The 16,646-nt window shown below is 67.3% G+C and carries 16 protein-coding genes; 8 read left to right on the top strand and 8 right to left on the bottom strand.

Annotated features, from left to right (window positions below):
* Window positions 1-111: 111 nt before the first annotated feature.
* The 3 genes from VLF18_RS01350 to VLF18_RS01340 all read left to right on the top strand — a co-directional run bounded on the left by VLF18_RS01350 (window position 112) and on the right by VLF18_RS01340 (window position 2,890).
* A complete protein-coding gene (locus VLF18_RS01350) occupies window positions 112-729 on the top strand; it encodes an arylesterase (protein ID WP_325277813.1) in 618 nt (205 codons plus the stop codon).
* A gap of 103 nt (window positions 730-832) precedes the next feature.
* The gene (locus VLF18_RS01345; protein ID WP_325277812.1) at window positions 833-1,561 is read left to right on the top strand and encodes a response regulator transcription factor; all 729 of its coding nucleotides are present in this window, start codon (window positions 833-835) and stop codon (window positions 1,559-1,561) included.
* Between the two features lie 3 nt (window positions 1,562-1,564).
* A complete protein-coding gene (locus VLF18_RS01340) occupies window positions 1,565-2,890 on the top strand; it encodes a HAMP domain-containing sensor histidine kinase (protein ID WP_325277811.1) in 1,326 nt (441 codons plus the stop codon).
* A gap of 6 nt (window positions 2,891-2,896) precedes the next feature.
* Here VLF18_RS01340 and VLF18_RS01335 read toward each other — a convergent pair whose 3' ends face one another.
* Window positions 2,897-3,145, bottom strand: a complete 249-nt coding sequence (locus VLF18_RS01335; RefSeq protein ID WP_325277810.1) for a hypothetical protein — start codon at window positions 3,143-3,145, stop codon at window positions 2,897-2,899.
* 132 nt (window positions 3,146-3,277) lie between these two features.
* Here VLF18_RS01335 and VLF18_RS01330 point away from each other — a divergent pair, with 132 nt between their 5' ends.
* The 3 genes from VLF18_RS01330 (at window position 3,278) to VLF18_RS01320 (ending at window position 4,816) form a co-directional block, all read left to right on the top strand.
* On the top strand, window positions 3,278-3,505 hold the full coding sequence (locus VLF18_RS01330) for a hypothetical protein (RefSeq protein ID WP_325277809.1): 228 nt from the start codon (window positions 3,278-3,280) through the stop codon (window positions 3,503-3,505).
* Window positions 3,506-3,755: 250 nt separating this feature from the next.
* The gene (locus VLF18_RS01325; RefSeq protein ID WP_325277808.1) at window positions 3,756-4,316 is read left to right on the top strand and encodes an RNA polymerase sigma factor; all 561 of its coding nucleotides are present in this window, start codon (window positions 3,756-3,758) and stop codon (window positions 4,314-4,316) included.
* A complete protein-coding gene (locus VLF18_RS01320) occupies window positions 4,313-4,816 on the top strand; it encodes a hypothetical protein (protein WP_325277807.1) in 504 nt (167 codons plus the stop codon). The genes VLF18_RS01325 and VLF18_RS01320 overlap by 4 nt, the downstream gene beginning before the upstream one ends.
* Before the next feature lie 107 nt (window positions 4,817-4,923).
* On the opposite strand, the gene VLF18_RS01315 is transcribed toward VLF18_RS01320, so the two are convergent.
* The 3 genes from VLF18_RS01315 to VLF18_RS01305 form a co-directional block, all read right to left on the bottom strand.
* The gene (locus tag VLF18_RS01315; protein WP_325277806.1) at window positions 4,924-7,347 is read right to left on the bottom strand and encodes a hypothetical protein; all 2,424 of its coding nucleotides are present in this window, start codon (window positions 7,345-7,347) and stop codon (window positions 4,924-4,926) included.
* A 563-nt stretch (window positions 7,348-7,910) separates the two neighbouring features.
* A complete protein-coding gene (locus tag VLF18_RS01310) occupies window positions 7,911-8,369 on the bottom strand; it encodes a substrate binding domain-containing protein (protein WP_325277805.1) in 459 nt (152 codons plus the stop codon).
* The gene (locus VLF18_RS01305; RefSeq protein ID WP_325277814.1) at window positions 8,282-8,566 is read right to left on the bottom strand and encodes a hypothetical protein; all 285 of its coding nucleotides are present in this window, start codon (window positions 8,564-8,566) and stop codon (window positions 8,282-8,284) included. Before VLF18_RS01305 ends, VLF18_RS01310 begins: the two co-directional genes overlap by 88 nt.
* A 7-nt stretch (window positions 8,567-8,573) precedes the next feature.
* Between VLF18_RS01305 and VLF18_RS01300 the strand changes: the two genes are divergently transcribed.
* Window positions 8,574-8,735, top strand: a complete 162-nt coding sequence (locus VLF18_RS01300; protein ID WP_325277804.1) for a hypothetical protein — start codon at window positions 8,574-8,576, stop codon at window positions 8,733-8,735.
* A 484-nt stretch (window positions 8,736-9,219) separates the two neighbouring features.
* On the opposite strand, the gene VLF18_RS01295 is transcribed toward VLF18_RS01300, so the two are convergent.
* Window positions 9,220-9,660, bottom strand: coding sequence for a GNAT family N-acetyltransferase (locus VLF18_RS01295; RefSeq protein WP_325277803.1), 441 nt, complete (start codon window positions 9,658-9,660; stop codon window positions 9,220-9,222).
* A 53-nt stretch (window positions 9,661-9,713) separates the two neighbouring features.
* Window positions 9,714-10,130: a hypothetical protein gene (locus VLF18_RS01290; RefSeq protein ID WP_325277802.1), complete on the bottom strand. Its 417-nt coding sequence runs from the start codon at window positions 10,128-10,130 to the stop codon at window positions 9,714-9,716.
* 88 nt (window positions 10,131-10,218) lie between these two features.
* On the opposite strand from VLF18_RS01290, the gene VLF18_RS01285 reads away from it, so the two are divergent.
* A complete protein-coding gene (locus VLF18_RS01285) occupies window positions 10,219-10,734 on the top strand; it encodes a hypothetical protein (RefSeq protein ID WP_325277801.1) in 516 nt (171 codons plus the stop codon).
* Window positions 10,735-10,912: 178 nt separating this feature from the next.
* Here VLF18_RS01285 and VLF18_RS01280 read toward each other — a convergent pair whose 3' ends face one another.
* Window positions 10,913-14,653, bottom strand: coding sequence for a translocation/assembly module TamB domain-containing protein (locus VLF18_RS01280; protein ID WP_325277800.1), 3,741 nt, complete (start codon window positions 14,651-14,653; stop codon window positions 10,913-10,915).
* A complete protein-coding gene (locus VLF18_RS01275) occupies window positions 14,650-16,464 on the bottom strand; it encodes an autotransporter assembly complex family protein (protein ID WP_325277799.1) in 1,815 nt (604 codons plus the stop codon). The genes VLF18_RS01280 and VLF18_RS01275 overlap by 4 nt, the downstream gene beginning before the upstream one ends.
* Window positions 16,465-16,646 lie beyond the last annotated feature (182 nt).

Here is a 16,646-nt window from a genome sequence, read left to right as displayed (position 1 = left end):
CCGGCGGGTACGGAAAGGCTGACCTGATCGAGGATCTGCAGCCGGCCGTCGGGCCCGAGAACGGCTTTGCTAACATCGCTGGCACTCAAAATGACATCGGCGGTCGGCGACATGCGGCGTTTCCTGTTCCTGATTGTTCTGTTTTTTTCATTTGTGAGTTTTGCGGCTTCCGCCTCGGCGCCCGCCGGCACGGTGCTCGTGCTCGGCGACTCGCTGTCGGCGGCCCACGGCATCGCGCGCGAGGCCGGCTGGGTGAATCTGCTGCAGCAGCGCCTCGACGCGAACGGCAAGCAGCGCCGCGTCGTCAATGCCTCGATCAGCGGCGAGACGACCTCCGGCGGTCTCGCGCGGCTGCCCGCGCTGCTGACCGAACACCGCCCCGCGCTGGTCTTTCTCGAACTCGGTGCGAACGATGGCCTGCGCGGACTGCCGCTTGCCGAAATCCGCGCGAACCTCGTGAAACTGCTGGGCCGGATCCGCGACGCGAAATCGCGCGCCGTGCTGGTCGGCATCGAGCTGCCGGTCAACTACGGTCCGCAATACCGCGACGGCCTGCGCGCGATGTATCGGGACTTGGCCGGCGAATTCAATGTGCCGCTGGTCCCGTTCCTGCTCGACGGCGTCGCGCTCGATGCCGCGCTGATGCAGGACGACGGCCTGCATCCGAATGCGCAGGGGCAGCCGAAGCTGCTGGAGAACGTCTGGGCGGTGGCGGGGAAGGAGTTCTAGGAAGCCGGATCGGGATGGATTTTCCGCGTTCACACCGCCATCACCGTGCGGCGACGAATCTTCACAAATGTGAAGACCGACCTCGCCCCGGCCAGGAGGGGACATGAAGCAGCGTGAGGAACCGGCAGGGCTGATCCTGCTGATCGAAGACAACCGCGGCATCGCCGAGATGGTCGGCGAATACCTCGAACGCCGCGGCTACGGCATCGACTACGCCACCGACGGCTTGACCGGGCTGCGTCTGGCGACGAACAACAGCTACGACGTCATCGTGCTCGATCTGATGCTGCCCGGCATGGACGGCATCGATCTCTGCCGGCGGCTGCGCAACGAAGCGAAGAAGTCGACGCCGGTGCTCATGCTGACCGCGCGCGACACGCTCGACGACAAGCTCGTCGGCCTCGATGCGGGCGCCGACGACTACCTCGTCAAGCCGTTCGAGATCCGCGAACTCGAAGCGCGCGTGCGCGCGCTGATCCGGCGCGATCGCCGCCTCGTCAGTGCGGAAGTGCTGAAAGTGGCCGACCTCGTCCTCGATACGGCCACCTTGCGCCTGACGCGCGGCGGCCACGAACTCGTCGTGTCGCCGATCGGCATCAAGCTTCTGACCATCCTCATGCGCGAGTCGCCGCGCGTCGTGAGCCGGCGCGACATCGAGCGCGAGATCTGGGGCGACACGCTGCCCGACTCCGATACCTTGCGCTCGCACCTGTACAACCTGCGCAAGATCATCGACAAGCCGTTCCAGCAGCAGCTGCTGCACACCATCCACAGCGCCGGATACCGACTGGCCGATCTCGATGCGGAACTCGCGGCGAGCAGTCAGGCCTGATCGATGGATCGGCCCGGGGGCATTCGGCGCAAGATCCGAGCCGTCTTCTTCCTGCAGCTCGCCGCGATCAGTCTCGCGACGCTCATCGGCGTCTATGGCGCCGGCGTCGTCATCGAAGATCATCTGATCAGGCGCGCGCTCGAGGAGGAAGCGCAGTACGCGCTGCAGCGGCTGCGCACACGCCCCGATGCGGCCTTGCCGCATACCTACAATCTGCGCGCCTACCTCATCGGCGACGCGCGGCACGGCGCCGTGCCGGCGGACCTGCAGGGGCTGGCGCCGGGCTTCCACGGCCGCGACATCGAGGGCCGCGACGATCTCGTCTATGTCGTCGACGGCGAGCCCGGCCGGCTGCTGCTCGTGTTCGACCGCGGCCGCGTGCATGCGTTCCTGCTCGTGTTCGGCGTCGCGCTGCTCGCGCTCGTACTCGTCATCATCTATTTCACGACCTGGCTGACCTATCGCGCCTCGCGCCGCGCGGTCACGCCGGTCGTCGCACTCGCGCGCGCCGTGCGCGACTGGGATCCGAAGGCCGGCGACCTCGGCGCGCTCGAACTCGACAAGCTGCCCGAGCAGACCGACCACGACGCCGAGGCGCTCGCCGGCGCGTTGCGCGCATTCATGCGCCGCATCGACGAATTCGTCGAGCGCGAACGCAACTTCACGCGCGATGCGAGCCACGAGCTGCGCAGTCCGCTGACCATCATCAAGGTCGCCGCGGACGTGCTCGAAGACGAGGAACAGCTCACCGCGTTCGCGCGCCGCTCGATCGGCCGCATCCGCACGGCGACGCGCGACATGGAAGCGCTGATCGAAGCCTTCCTGATCCTCGCGCGCGAGTCCGATACCGGGCTGCCGGAAGAGGATTTCCGCATCGGCGAAGTCGTCGACGACGAGATCGATCTCGTGCGGCCGCTGCTCGACAACAAGCCCGTGCAGCTGCTGCTGCAGCACGAAGGCAGCTTCTGCCTGCACGCCTCGCCGCGCGTGCTTTCGGTGGTGCTCGGCAATCTGCTGCGCAACGCGTGTCATTTCACCGAGCAGGGCCGCGTCGTCGTCACGATAGGCAGCGACTTCGTGCGCGTGGAAGACACCGGGGTGGGCATCAGCGACGGCGATCTCGCGCAGGTGTTCACCCCGTTCTTCCATGCCGGCCGCAACCCGCGCGGCGGCCACGGCGTCGGCCTGACCATCGTCAAACGGCTGTCCGACCGCTTCGGCTGGCCGCTGCAGCTCGACAGCGTGCTCGGCCGCGGCACGACGGCGACGATCCGGTTTCCGAACGCGACGCCGCTGCGCGACGGCGTCGTGCCTTGCGGCATCGACTGAGCGGCGCTACGCGTCCAGCGGAAGTTGGCGCAGCCGCAATGCCTCGAGGCAGTCGAGCGCGCGCGCCAGCGCGTCGCCGTCCGCCGGCGCGTGAAGATCTGCACCGGTCCGCTTCGCGACCGCGGCGATGACGGCCTCGCGCTGCACGCGAAGCCCGTTCGCGACATGCAGCGCGCAGGAGCGCGCATGCGAGGCGCGGTGCGCGAGCGGCTGCGATTCGTCGAGCGCTGCGCGGCGATGCGAGCGGTAGGACATGAAGATGCGGTCGGCGGGACGATGGCGGACGGCGCAGTCTAGCGAACCTGTCCGGGGCGTCGCGACGCCGAATTCGCGGCGCGAACACGCCGCCGGCGGGAAGCTGCCGTCACTCGTCGCAGTGACACGCTCATGCAGGCCTACGCGGATCTCGAACGCGACTCCGGCATCGCCGCCTACGAAGTCGGCCCTGGGTTCATCGTGATTCGCTTCAAGCACGGCGGGACCTATCGCTACGACGCGTCCGCGCCGGGCGCGAAACACGTGCGGCAGATGCAGCGCCTCGCACGCAGCGGGCGCGGACTGAACACGTACATCAACCGGCACGTGCGCGAGCATTTTGCGGCGAAGCTTGCGTAGATCGCCGATAGAGCCCTCTCCTCCGGGCCTGCCCCGGGAGAGGCTTGGGTGAGGGGGAGAAAACGTCAGGCGCTGCGGTGTTCGCTTGTCGCGAATGCGCCCTGTGGACCAGGCGAAGACCCTGCTCACCCAGCCCTCCCCCGACAGCAGCCGGGGGAGAGGAAGCCGAGCGACGCGTCAGTCGCCGCCTCCGTGAACCTTTCGCGGGTTTTTCCGACTACGGTGTCGACGAAACGACAGAGACCTCACGATGGAGCCGGAAAGCACGCATCGCGACATCGCCGACCAGCTGCTGGTCGTGCGCTGCCAGCTCGGCGAGCGCGATGCGTTCGCCGAGCTGGTGCGCCGCTGGGCCGCGTCGCTGCAGCGCTATGCGATGAAGCTCGCGGCTGATGCCGAACTCGCGAGCGATCTGACCCAGGACGTCTGGCTGCGCGTGCTGCAGGGCATAGGCCGGCTGCGCGACGCCGCGCAGTTCCGCGCCTGGCTGTTCGGCATTGCGCATCGTACGTTCATGGATCGGTTGCGCAGCCGCTACGCGATGCCCGTGGACGACAGCGCCGACACAGAGACACTGGCCGCCGTCGATGACGGCGACGACCGCGCCGATCGCGAACGCGCGCTTGCCGGCGGCATCGACAGCCTTCCGCTCGTCGAACGCGAAGTGCTGACCCTGTTCTATCTGGAACAACTGTCGCTCGTCGACATCGCCCATGCGCTCGGCATTCCGGCCGGCACCGTCAAATCCCGACTGTTCCGCGCGCGAACGCTGCTGCGTCGACAACTGCTGTCCGAAGGAGTCCTGCCATGATCGCCCCTGTTTCGCCGACGTCCCTCGAAGCCGAACTGCACCGCATCACCGCGCGCGCGCTGTCGCCTGCCGGGCGCTACGGACATGTCGCCCTGCTGCTCGCCGCCCTGCTGATGGGCGTCGTGATCGTTGCGCTGCTCGCCACCGAACCCGCGCTGCCGCGGCACACGCGCACCGCGCTGACCGCGATGGCCGTGATCGAGGCGGCCTGGATCGGTTACGCCGGGTGGGTGCTGCGACAGCGTCGGCCGTTGATGGCGCGGCATCGCGTCGCCGCCGGCACGATGGCCGTCGCGTTCACGGGCCTGTTCTTCGCCGGAGCGTGTGCGGCGGTCATGGTCGCCGGAACGACGGTGGCGTGGACGGCCGCGGTCGTCGGCGCGGGTCTGCTTGTACTGGCGATCGCGATGCTGGCGCAGGCACGCCGTCGCGTGGCCGAGCTGCAGCACCGGCGGGGCGAACTCGAACGCCTGCTCGGGCAGTCGGCCGCGCGTGAATGAATACGCCTGAATAGAAAGAAGGGCGCGGCTCGCGCCGCGCCCTTCGCCGGTCACGCAGACCGGAATCCTGCTTCCGCGCGATTCACTGCGCATGCGGCCGCGCGGGATTACTGCGCGAGTTCCCAGGCCGAACGGCCGAACGTCGCCGCGCGAACGAGCGTGCCGTCGCGCGAGACGTAGAGGTCGGTCACGTTGACGAGCGGCATGCCCGCGCCGAGGCGCGACCAGGTCGTGCCGCTGTCGGTCGAGTAGTACGCGCCGAGGTGCGTCGCGGCATACAGCGTCGTCGACGTGACCGGGTCGACGCTGACGCTGTTGACCGGCACGCCGGTCGGGAAGCCGCCGCCGTCGATGGCCGTCCAGCTCGTGCCGCCGTTGCTCGAACGCCACAGATGCGTCTTCGTCGAATTCGGCGCGACCGACGACACATAGATGATGTCCGTGTCCGCCGTGTCGTAGGCGATCGAACTCAGGCTCGAGTCGTGGTTCGGCAGTGCACCCGAAGCGGTCCAGCTCGTGCCGCCGTTGGTCGACAGATAGACGCGGCCGCCGTTCGCGACGAGGCCGACCACGCTGGCGCTGCTGCGCGCCGCATTGACGCCGCGGATGAACAGGCTCGTCGTCGGCAGGCCGGTGGTGCCGAGCGCGCTCCAGGAGCCGGCATAGTTCGTGGTCTTGTATACCTTTGTATTACTGTAGGTATACAGCGTATTGCCGCTGACGTCGCCGTCCCAGCGCTTGATCACGGTCAGGAACGGCGCCGAACTGGAGTTGTTGCACTCGGTGATGCCCGAGCAGGCCGAGACGAAGTTCAGGCCGCCGTCGGTGCTCTTCTGGATGCGCGAGTAGTACAGGCTGCCGAGCATCTGATTCGCGTTGGTCTGGTTGATGTCGCAGCCGAAGCCGTCGCCGCCGATTTCCTGATTGAACACGCCGGTCGTGCCGACGCGCACGCGCGTGCCGTTGTCCTGCAGGCCCGCGATGACCGCGTTGCGGTTGTTGGTCGACGAGCCGACCTGATAGATCAGGTGCGCCGCAATGCCTTCGTTCGCGGCGGCGCTCCAGCTCGCGCCGCCGTTGGCCGTGAAGAACATGCCGCCGTCGGAACCGACATAGAGCGTGCCGTTGCGGTCGAAATGCGCCGCATGCATGTCGGCGTGCACGTAGGGCAGACCGAACTGCGCGAGCCAGTTCGACACCTGCGAATACGTGCCGCCGCCGTCGGCGGTCTTCGCGACGAGCAGCTGGCCGCCGAAGTAGACCTCGTTCTTGTTCGTCGGATGGACTGCGACCATCTGGTTGTACCAGCCCTGGCCGCCGAGCACGTTCTGCAGCGTGGTCGACTCGGTGTTGCGGTTCGAATAGCTCTTGTAGGTCGAGCGGTTGCCCTTCTTCGTCGCGCCGACGCCGGTCCAGGTCGCGCCGCCGTCGATCGACTTGAACAGGTTCGCGAAATCGTTCGCGGTGCCGGTGCCGTTCGCGGCCAGCGCGTACATCGTCGTGCGATCCGACGGCGCCGAAGCGACCGTCACGCGCGAGATGCCGCTGCCGTCGGTCACGCCGGCCGCGCGCGTCCAGGTCGCGCCGCTGTCGGTCGAGCGCCAGATCTGGCCGTCGGTGGCCGCAGCACTCGGCGAGGCTTCGAGGCTCAGCACGAAATTGGTGCCGCCGCCCCAGGCGATCGACCAGACGTACGGCGTCTCGGCAGAACCGGTGTTGATCGCGACCGACGCGTAGTTCGCGCCACCGTCGGTAGAGCGGTAGAGCCCCTTGTTCGTCGCGACGAGCACGAGGTTCGAGTTGTTCGACGGAATCGCGATGTCGGGAATGATCGTCGCCGTGCCGAGCACGACCGGATTGCTCCAGGTGTTCGCGCCGTCGGTCGACTTCGACAGGCCGACGCCGGTGCCGTCGAACGGATCGCCGAGGCCGAGGTAGAGCGTGTTCGCGTCGTTCGGATCCATCTCCAGCGTGCCGACCGAGAGCGAACCCAGCGTCTCGGTCTTCGCGTTCCAGAACGCGCCGCCGTCGGTCGACTTCCAGACGCCGCCGCCGGCGAACGCGACGTAGATCGTCTGCGCGTTGTTCGGATCGGTGACGATGCTGCGCACGCGGCCCGTATCGCTGACGTTGTTGAGCGTCGTACCGCCGTTCTGCGCGTAGCTCGCGGCCGTCGGCCCGATGTTCGTCCAGTTGCCGTTGACGGTGACCTTCGCCGAAGCCTGCGGATCGATCACGGCGTCGGACGTATCGCTGCCCGGCAGGAGGCGTCCGCTGCGCTGGCGTTCGCGCTTGGCCGCCTCCAGCATGAAGCGCTGGAATTCCGCCGGCCAGAGCTGCTTTTGATACTTCTGCGATTTGGTGCCTTTGCCGCGCTGTGAATAGCTTTCGTTGTACCACTCGTCCATCGCCTGCCGCCGCGCCGTCGCGTCGTCGCGTTCCTTGGCCAGGGCGATGCCCGGCGCACCCGCCGCAACCGCCAGCAGCACGCCGCCCGCGAGCCACACCGATTTCTTGAACGAACCCCTCATTTGCCCATCCCCGTGTAGATGCCGCCCGTGACGGCGGCGAATCGAAGTCGCGCGATGCGACCCGTGACAGATCAGTCCATGGGCCTGGTCGAATAGGTCTCTGGACTGACTCGCGCCGATAGTAGGGAAGCGACGGAAGGCGTTGCGAGGCGGGGTCATGCCTTTACGAATGTTTGCCCTGCGTACGTATGCGTATGAAATAGTAGGGAAAACCACCAGGGGCCGCTGTTGCGCTGCGACAAGCCAGCCGGTGCCACGGGGGCGAGGGAGGCTCCTTCCGCGGCGCACTCGCGCGCGACGCCGGCTCAGCGCGTGACCAGGTCAGCAGGCCGCCGAACGGCAGCAATGCGAACGCGGCGACGATGCCGAGGCAGCTGGAGTTTCCGCGCGGGTCCGCGTGCTGCGGCAGCGTTTCAGTGCGCGCCGTGCTCGCGCTGCGCGAAGACGACGCAGTCGGGCTACATCCGTGCGAGATGCTCGCGCAGAAACTCGATGAAGCGTTGCGTCTTCGCCGGCAGCAGGCGGGTTTCGGTGATGGCATAGGCCGGTACCGGCGGTGCCTGTCATTGCGGCAGCACGCGCTGCAGTTGTCCGGCGGCAACCGCCTCGGCGACGAGCGGCCCGGCGAGGACTGCGACGCCCTGCTCATGTCGGGCGAGGCGTTCGAGCATGCCCATGCTGTTGACGCGAAAGCGTCCCATGACCGTGATCTCGGTGGACTCGCCGCCGCGATGCAGTGTCGGGGTATCGGCCTTCAGCCCATGGAAACGCAGGCATTCGTGTTGTGCCAGATCGGCGGGCTGCCTCGGTTCGCCGGCGCGTTCCAGGTAGCGCGGTGAGGCATACAGCGCCTGCGGAATCTCGGCGAGCTGGCGTGCGACCAGACTCGAATTCGGCGGCACACCCGTGCGGATCGCGACATCGAACGGTTTGGTCACGAGATCGATGCGGCGTGGCGTGAGATCGAACTCGAAGCTGATGCCCGGACAGCGTGGTGCGAATTCCACCACGAGTGGAAGCATGAAATGTTCGCAAAGTCTACGGGCAGGGGGCGCAGCACGCCGCTGGGCTGGGCCAGCCTCTCGCCGAGCTGCTCGTGGGCCAGCCGCGCTTCGTCGACGATGTGCTTGCAGCGCTCGAAATAGAGGCGCCCGGCCCCGGTCGGCTCGACCTTGCGGGTAGTCCGGTGCAGCAGGCGCAGCCCGACGGCTTTCTCCAGCGCGCCGATGCGCCGCGACAGCGTCGAGTTCTTCAGCGACGACGTGTCCCTGTGGCTGTGGAACTACATGTCCGAAGCCGACGCACTCCATCGCGTCGACCTGACGCCGCTCGGCGGCACCGGTACCGGCGCCGACCGCAGGTACTGCGCTCCACGCGCATCGCGCTGACCGCATCGGGCATTCCGCCGGTTGCGCTGACCTACAAGCTCGACTACATCCGCGAGTGGCGTCGTCATGATCCTGCCGGGCGCGACGACGAAATGGTGGGCGATCAAGGTCGATCGGCAGCTCGGCGATCCGGTGTTTGCGAATGGATTCGATGGGCCTTAGCGCCGTACCCATGCCGCGGCCTGCGTATTCGGACGCAGACCGTAGGGCGCAATAAGCGCAGCGCATTGCGCCAAATCCGCCCGAGCCCCGCTGCCCCGGTTGTCGGCGCAACACGAGCCGGTGAGATGCAGCATGCCCAAGGGCGCAACAAGCGCAGCGCATTGCGCCATGTCCGGTTTCGCAAGGAGCGTGGCGCAATGCATGGGCATCGCACCGTTGAGACGGCGCAATGCGCTGCGCTTATTGCGCCCTACGACAAACGTCGCGGACGCTTTCCGGAGTCGACTCCGCTCCCGATGCGGGCAACCGCCGAGCAGTTTCGTCAATCTTCCGCAACGAGCCCGGTCTGTGCCGCCCTCTGCTGATTCGCAAATATCGCCATCGCCGTCAGCATTCGCCGAAAACCGAGTTTTGCGTAAAACCCTTCCTTGCCGGGATTTGCATACAGAATGATCTTGCGATGCCCGGCCGACAGGTCGCGCAGACGTTCGATGATCGCCTTGCCGAGTCCTATGCCCTGGTAGTCCGGATGCACGGCGACGTCGCAGAGATAGCTGCAGTCGACGCCGTCGGCAAGGGCGCGGCCGGCGCCGACGAGCGTGTCGCCGGCGAAGACCAGACAGGTATAGCGGCTGTTGCCGAAGGAGACTTTCAGGTCTTCGGGTTTCTTTTCGCCGAGCGGCGCGATGCGGTAGAGGTGGGAGAGGGCGTCCCAGTCGACGTTGTCGAGGTCGGATTTCCAGTGCAGCGATGCAGGATCCATGGGCTGTCCATTCAGTGGTGATCGTGACGTGTGGCGCGCCGGACGAGCAGGGCTCAGGGCTTCCAGCTGCGCAGTACGACCTCGTCGATCGTGAGCGTTTTTCCCGCGTCCTTCGCCGCCTGCGCCCAATCGGCAATGCGCGGCGCGGGCGCGGCGGGCTCGGGCGCTCCGTCGACGCTGGCTTTGAGCGCGAATACGACGGGGCCGCCCGTCGCTTCCATCGGTGTAACGGCGCGCAGACGGCGCACGAGTTCGTCGGATTCGGCGGTACTCAACGGCGGATCGAAGTCGATCCATACGTTGCTCGCGCGAACGGGTTTGACCGCTACGGCGAGGTAGCCGGCGCGCGGCGTATTCGATGGCAGGGTTGCAAAGTAGGTACTGGCCGCTTTTTCCAGCGCTTTCATGTAGGTGGCCAGTTCGTCGGCCGAAGCGACGCGCGTTCCGACGATGTCTTCGGGTTGCAGCAACGAAACGCCGCCCAATCTGAGATCGGCGGCGTGCGCGGCAGCGGCGCTCAGCAGGACGGCCGCAACGCATGCGAGGCGACGGATCCGCATGGTGAATGTTTCCGCGATGGAAGTCGGACGCCGATCGTACCGAACTTACCGGCATACCGCCGGTCGCGCGGACATCGTCGTGCGGCTGGACCGGCTGCGAGATTCGATTCCGTCAGATCACCGGTCTGTTGTCGGCAATCGGCCGGCTTCGGCGGAGCGACTCATGAAAGCGTTGATGATTCTGCTGGTATTGGCGACTCCGTCGGTGCTGCGTGCAGCGACGATCAACTGCACGATAGACGGCACGGGCGCCACGCCGCGCGTGACCTACGGCAGCGCGGCCGAGTGCAAGGTCACGGGCAACAACGGTTCCTACCTCATCACGGCGAAGAAGGAGCCGAGGTTCGTCCAGATGTCGTGCTGGCGCGACGGACCCGGCGGAGACGTGTCGCGCTGCATGACGGCAGTTGCGCGGAACTCGATGAACAAGAAGGAGTTCTACGTCGGCACGTTCCAGGAACCGGGCGGTAGCGGCAGGCAGCCTGCCTGGATCAGCGTCACGTTCATCAACTGAGCAGCATGCGGGCCGCGCAGGTTGCCGCTGAGCCGCAGGCGAACCGCAACATCACGCTGATTCCGCTACGAGGAACCCCCGACGAAGGAAGGCACATGCCCCGCGGCGAGTGCCTTGCTTCGTCAAGCGTTCGGCAGAGGCGGCGACCGCGATGTTGCGGTTCGCGGCTTACTCCAACCTACTTTTCCAGGCGGTAGTTCAAGCCGGCGCGGTTTTCGGTCGTCGCATTCTGGGCTTCGAGTTCCCAGAGCCGCGAGAGCTTGTAGCGCAGGGTGATGACCTCGCCCGGCGTGAAGATGCCGACGCCATAGCTCAAATACAGTTTGGGAGAAAGGTATTTTCCGACCGTCAGCGCGGCACCGCCGAGTGCGGTGTTGTCGGCGACGGCGGCGTCGACGCCGAGTCTCGCGCCTATGCTTTTCGCGAGCAGGTCGCCGGTCGCGGAGCCGAGCGCCTGCGCGGCGGCGCCGACGAGATCGCTTTCGCCGCTCTTGAGCGCGGACAGCGGGCGGCCGGTGATCAGGTAGGACAGCGCTTCGGACTGTTCCATCGCGGGTTCGGAATAGACGGTCAGCACGGGCACCTGCGCGGTGCCCTGCACGCGCAGGCCGGCGGTCACGTCCTTGAGCTCGCGCGCGGCTTTCAGATCGAGGCCGGGGTTGTCGATCGCGGTGCCGGCGAACAGCAGGCGGCCGGTCTGGATCTTGAGATCCTGTCCGTAGGCTTTGTACGTGCCGCCGACGCGGATCTCGCCGCGGCCCGTGGTCTGGCGGCCCGGGCGCTCGACGACGACGAGCTGGCCGTTGAGACTGCCGTCGAGGCCGAAGCCCTTGAGCTTCACGTCGTCGCCGAGGCGCAGCGTGATGTCGGCGGTGATCGGCAGCGCATCCTTGGATTCGACCGTGTCGGCATCGACGATGACGACGTCGGGCGAGGTCTTGGCGGCACCGCCGCCCGGCAGTTTCGTCAGGTCGATGTTCGCCTTCGGCATGCTCACTTCGCCGCTGGCCGCGAGGCCCTGTTCGTTGCGGCGCACAGTCAGTTTCGGCGACACGATGACGTGCGCGGCCGGAATGTCGGCGGCGAGGAAATCCTGGCCCTCGATCGCGATGTCGAGCGGTGCATCGGCGCTCGTGCCGGCGTTGCCGGTGATCTTCAGGCGGCCCTTGCCCGAACTGATGCCGCCGTTGACGGCGACGCGGCCCTGATCGTCGAGGTCGATCTGCACCTTGCCGTCGACGAGCTTCAGGCCGGCTTCGGGCACTTCGGTCGCGAAGCCGTCGACGAGGATCTGGCCGCTGACGACGGGTACCGCGATCGTGCCGGCGAAGGCGAGGCGGCCGTCGACCTTGCCCTTGGTGTTGGCGACTTCGGTTGTCAACAGTTCCACAAAGGCAAGGCTGCCGAGGCCGAGCTGGATCTGTCCCGAAAGGTTCTGCTCGGGGCCTGTGACGCCGATCGTGCCATCGATGCTGCCGCCGTCGGAGAGTTTCCCCTGCACGACGATGCGCTGCGACTGCGGCGCGAACGTCGCGTCGACCGAGAGGCCGGTGTAGGCGAGCAGCGGCTGATCGGGGCGGTCGGGATACGCGATGCGGCCCTCGGCGGAACCGATCTTCGCGGTGCCGTCGAGCGCGCCCTGCGCGCTGCGGCGCACGCTGCCGTCGCCGTTGATCTCGCCGCTCAGTGCGAAGGTCGCGTCGGGCGAGGTGATGGCCGCGATCATCGCGAGCGGCAGGCGCTCGATGCGATAGCGGCCTTCGGCGCTGCCGTCGGCGGCCTGGTTGCCGGCGATGCAGATGCGCGGGCCCTGCGCCGCGAGGCACAGGTCGCCGAGTTTCGCCGCACCGCCCGCGTACGACAGCGCGGCCGGCTGTTCGAGCGACCATTCCGGCTGATCCTTCAGCGCGAGCTTCAGCTGGTTCAAGGTGCCGTTCCAGTCTTCGCCCTTGAGCACGCCGCGCAGCTGCGTCTGTATGGCCAGCGCATCGCCGCGCGCGTTGAACGTGAGTTCGTGCGAATCGCGATCGCCCTTGCCGTCGAGGCTCACGCGGTCGAACTGCTGGCCGCCCGCGGTCACGCCGGTCGCGAGCAGTTCCAGCGAGCCGCGCGGCGCGCTGGCGTCGGCGACGTTCGCCGTGATCTCGAGCGAGGTCGCGCGATTGCCGTCGTACGCGAGCGCTTCGCCGGAGACGTTGCCGTTGATCCCGAGCGCGGGCCATTTGCCCTTGAGGTCGAACTGGCCGCGCAGGCGGCCCTGCGCTTTCGGCAGGAAATCGCCGAGCGAGGCCAGCGTGAAGCCGATGCGCGCGTCGGTAGAATCCTTGCCGCCGCGTCCCTGCACGGCGAGCGTGCTGTCGCCGGATGCCAGCGCGAGCGTGCCGTCGATGACGTAGCCGGGCGCGACCCGCAGGTCGGCCGTGCCGGTCACGGGGCGCTGGCGCAAGATGCCGTCGAGCTTGGGCATCTTGATCGTCGCCGTGACGCCGTCGGCTTCGCTGCGGCCTTCGGTCGACAGCTGCAGATTCAGTGCGCCCGGCCATTCCGCGGCGATCGCGCCGGGGTCGAGCTTGTCGGCTTTGACATCGAGCTTCCAGCCGAGCACGGGTTTCAGCGTCACGTCGCCGGTCGCAACGAGCGAACCGGCCGGCTTGCCGTCACGGTGCTGCTGCAGCAGCACGCGTTCGAGCGCGACGCGCTCGTCGTTGCCGTTGACCGCAAGCGCGATGTCGACGGGCCGGCCCGGCGGCCCGACCTGCATGTCGCCGGCGAGCGCGAACTGTTTCGGCGTGCCGTTCAGCGTGACGTTGCCGCGGCTCGCGAGTTCCTGTCCGGCAAGTGCGGCCGGCAGCAGCACGTCGGTCCAGACCAGCGCGAGCTGGGCCTGGGCGTCGTCGGCGAGCGGCACCGTGCCCTTGAGTTCGAGGTTGCCGGGCACGTTCGGCGAAGTGACCGCGAGCGTTTCGACATGCAGCGTTTTCTCGTCGAGCGTGAAGCGCGCGGGATTCACGAGTACGCGGTAGTCGTCGACGTCGATCGTGCCGGCGAACTCGCCGCCTTTCCTGCCGGCCCTGCCGGAAATATCGACGCCCAGCGTCTTCAGCGTCGTGTCCTTGAGCAGCTTGTTCGCGTCGAACCGGGCGGCCTGCAGCTGGAACAGCCAGTCGCGTTCGGCCAGCGTCGTGTTGCCCGCATCGGCGCGTACGAACGCGCTGAGCACGACGGGTTGTTCGAGCTGCACCGAAACGGTCGGCATGGCGCCGTCGCTCATCAGGTCGAGCGCTCCGGCGTAGTCGGTGCCGTCGACGTTCCAGCGGAAGCGGCCCTTGGCCTTGCCGCGGTAGTCGCCCGAGGTACTGGCGAACCCGTCGAGATCGATTTCGCCCTGCGTCGCGCGCAGCGCCAGCTCCTTGATGTCGATTTCGTAGTTGCCCCACGAACCGCGCGTCGCGAAGCTCTGCGCGTTGAACACGTCCGCACCGTCGTGGTTGACGCGGATGTTCGAGACGAGCAGGCGATCGAGCACGATGTCGACCGGCAACTGCTGCGGGAACGGCTGCGATTCGGGTGGCTGCGCCGGCGGCGGCTGCGTCGTCGTGATCACGACGACGTCACCGATGTCGAGATTCTCGATATGGGCGAGCCGGCGCATCAGCGCGAGCGGCGCGATGTCGAGCGTGACGCGGCCGATCTGCGCGTCGACGCCGACGTCCTTCCAGCGCACGTTGCGCAAGGTCAGCGGGCCCGCGAGCGTGCCTTCGGCGGATTCGATCGTGAGCTTGCCGCCGGTCGCGGCGACGGCCCGGTCGAGCGCGAAGCGCAGGCCGGATTCGGTGCGCAGCGCCCAGAACAGCGCGATGACGAACGCGACGACGAGCAGCGCGACGGCGGCGAGCAGCCATTTGAGGACGCGCTTCACAGGTCGGGTCCTATGACGAGGTGGATCTGCACGCCGTCCTTCGGCTCGCGCAGCGGCGCGGCGACGTCGAAGCGCACCATGCCGACGGGCGAGCGCCAGCGCAGGCCGAGGCCGGCGCCGATCTTCGGCTCGAATTCGGTGCCCGAGAATGCGTCGCCCGCGTCGACGAAGGTCGCGATGCCCCACTTGGGCTTGAAGTAGTACTCGTATTCGGCGCCGGCCGTGATCAGGTGCTTGCCGCCGATGACGACGGGCTTGAACGCCGGATCGACTTCGAGCTCCGGACCGATGGTCTGGTAGCCGTAGCCGCGGATCGAGCGATCGCCGCCGGCGAAGAAGCGCAGGTCGGGCGGCAGCCGGTTGAAGTCGTCGACCCAGCTCGTGCCGACGGTGCCGCGCAGGATCAGGCGGTGCCGTCGCTGGAGCTGGCGGATCCATTTCACGTCGCCGCGCAACTGCACGAGATCGGTATCCGACAGCGCGCCCTTGACGGCCGCGCGCGCGAGCAGGTTCACCGAGTAGCCGCGACGCACGAACAGGGGATCGTCGGCGCGCTTGCGCGTCAGCGCGAACTGCGGATACAGCATCGTGGAATTGCCGCGGAATACGACCTGCTTGCGGTCGCCGATCTCGAAGTCGCCGGTCTGCAGATGCAGGCCCAGCGTGCGCGTGAAGCCCATCCATTGCCGGGTTTCGCTCGCGACGAGGCTGCTGGTCTTGGAACGCGTCGTTTCGGTGTCCTCGTCGCGGTAGTTCACGCCGAAATTGAACGTGCGGCTGTCGGTGCCGGGCAGCGGGATCTGATAGAGCGCGGACGCCGAGGTGAGTCGCTGCGCCAGGATGAGTTCGCTCTTGAATTTGTGGCCGCGGCGGTTCATCCAGCGCCGCTCGAGTCCGCCGCGCACGCCGAAGCCCGTATCCGTGCCGATGAACAGGCCGCCGGTGTAGATGCTGCGCTTGGCCGGCGCCAGCGTGACCTTGATCGGTACGATGCCGTCGGCGGCGTTCTCCACATCGGGATTCACGTCGACGATCGCGAAATAGTCGGCTTCGGTCAGGCGCTGCTGCAGCGACAGCAACTGTTCCTGAGTATAGAAATCGCCTTCGCTCCACGGCACGTAGCGCAGCAGGAAGTTCTCGTTGAACTGGCTGCCTTCGAAGTCGGTCCTGCCGATGCGATAGCGCCGGCCCGGCTCCCAGGCGAGCTTGATCGTCGCCTTGTGCGTGCCGCGCGTGACTTCGACGCGGTGCGTCAGGAGCTTGGCGTCGAGAAAGCCGTCGGCGAACAGCGCCGCCTGGATCGCGGCCTTGCCGCGTTCGTAGGCGTCGTGGTTCATCGGCTGGCCCTGCTTGGGCTGGAACGCGCGCAGCGCCAGCCGCACGCTCTTGAGTTCGCGCGCCTCGCCTTCGAGTTTCAGGTCGAGTTCGGCAACCGTGACCGGTTCGCCGGGCTTGACCGTGAGGATTGCGTTCCAGCCTTCCGGCGTTTCCTTGAGTTCGCCGGTGACGGACGCGTCGTAGTAACCATAGGGTTCGAGCGCCGTGGCGATCTGCGCAGGCGCGCGCTCGTAGAGGCGGCGCGCCTGTGCGGCACTGACGTCGCGGTCGGCATACTGCGTCAGGTCGAGACCGGCGAGCGCGGCGATCTTGAGGTCGCCGTCGATGCCGCCGAGCGTCGTGACGATTTTCGCGGCCGATACCGTCGCCGTGTCGAACACGAGCAGCAGGGCGGCCAGCGCGAAACCGCACCGCAGTCGCCGATGCGCGTGCGGCGGGCAGAGCAGCGGAGGCGGGAATTCCTTCTCGGACATGCATTCGTTCCCTGCAAAACGCCCCGGATTCTAGCGCAGGGGAGCAAGGCGTCACTGCCGTCGAGGTTACAGGCGGTGACAGGGTTCACGCTGTTTCGTGCCTACGCGTGCGTTCGGGAGATAGCGCAGCGGCGTACGTCGCCGCCGTGGAGCGGCAGGCTGGCGAGGTCTTCAAAATACCG

It is taken from the genome of Tahibacter sp. (assembly GCF_035481375.1).
Lineage (GTDB): Bacteria > Pseudomonadota > Gammaproteobacteria > Xanthomonadales > Rhodanobacteraceae > Tahibacter.
This window is presented reverse-complemented; position numbering and strand designations above follow the sequence as displayed.

What these genes read in the sequence shown, in the direction of transcription:
- VLF18_RS01350 (WP_325277813.1), top strand. Translation starts at nt 112, where the DNA reads ATGCGGCGTTTCCTGTTCCTGATTGTTCTGTTTTTTTCATTTGTGAGT.
- VLF18_RS01310 (WP_325277805.1), bottom strand. Translation starts at nt 8,369, where the DNA reads ATGCTTCCACTCGTGGTGGAATTCGCACCACGCTGTCCGGGCATCAGC.
- VLF18_RS01320 (WP_325277807.1), top strand. Translation starts at nt 4,313, where the DNA reads ATGATCGCCCCTGTTTCGCCGACGTCCCTCGAAGCCGAACTGCACCGC.
- VLF18_RS01325 (WP_325277808.1), top strand. Translation starts at nt 3,756, where the DNA reads ATGGAGCCGGAAAGCACGCATCGCGACATCGCCGACCAGCTGCTGGTC.
- VLF18_RS01295 (WP_325277803.1), bottom strand. Translation starts at nt 9,660, where the DNA reads ATGGATCCTGCATCGCTGCACTGGAAATCCGACCTCGACAACGTCGAC.
- VLF18_RS01315 (WP_325277806.1), bottom strand. Translation starts at nt 7,347, where the DNA reads ATGAGGGGTTCGTTCAAGAAATCGGTGTGGCTCGCGGGCGGCGTGCTG.
- VLF18_RS01300 (WP_325277804.1), top strand. Translation starts at nt 8,574, where the DNA reads ATGCGCCGCGACAGCGTCGAGTTCTTCAGCGACGACGTGTCCCTGTGG.
- VLF18_RS01275 (WP_325277799.1), bottom strand. Translation starts at nt 16,464, where the DNA reads ATGTCCGAGAAGGAATTCCCGCCTCCGCTGCTCTGCCCGCCGCACGCG.
- VLF18_RS01330 (WP_325277809.1), top strand. Translation starts at nt 3,278, where the DNA reads ATGCAGGCCTACGCGGATCTCGAACGCGACTCCGGCATCGCCGCCTAC.
- VLF18_RS01345 (WP_325277812.1), top strand. Translation starts at nt 833, where the DNA reads ATGAAGCAGCGTGAGGAACCGGCAGGGCTGATCCTGCTGATCGAAGAC.
- VLF18_RS01285 (WP_325277801.1), top strand. Translation starts at nt 10,219, where the DNA reads ATGGTGAATGTTTCCGCGATGGAAGTCGGACGCCGATCGTACCGAACT.
- VLF18_RS01340 (WP_325277811.1), top strand. Translation starts at nt 1,565, where the DNA reads ATGGATCGGCCCGGGGGCATTCGGCGCAAGATCCGAGCCGTCTTCTTC.
- VLF18_RS01335 (WP_325277810.1), bottom strand. Translation starts at nt 3,145, where the DNA reads ATGTCCTACCGCTCGCATCGCCGCGCAGCGCTCGACGAATCGCAGCCG.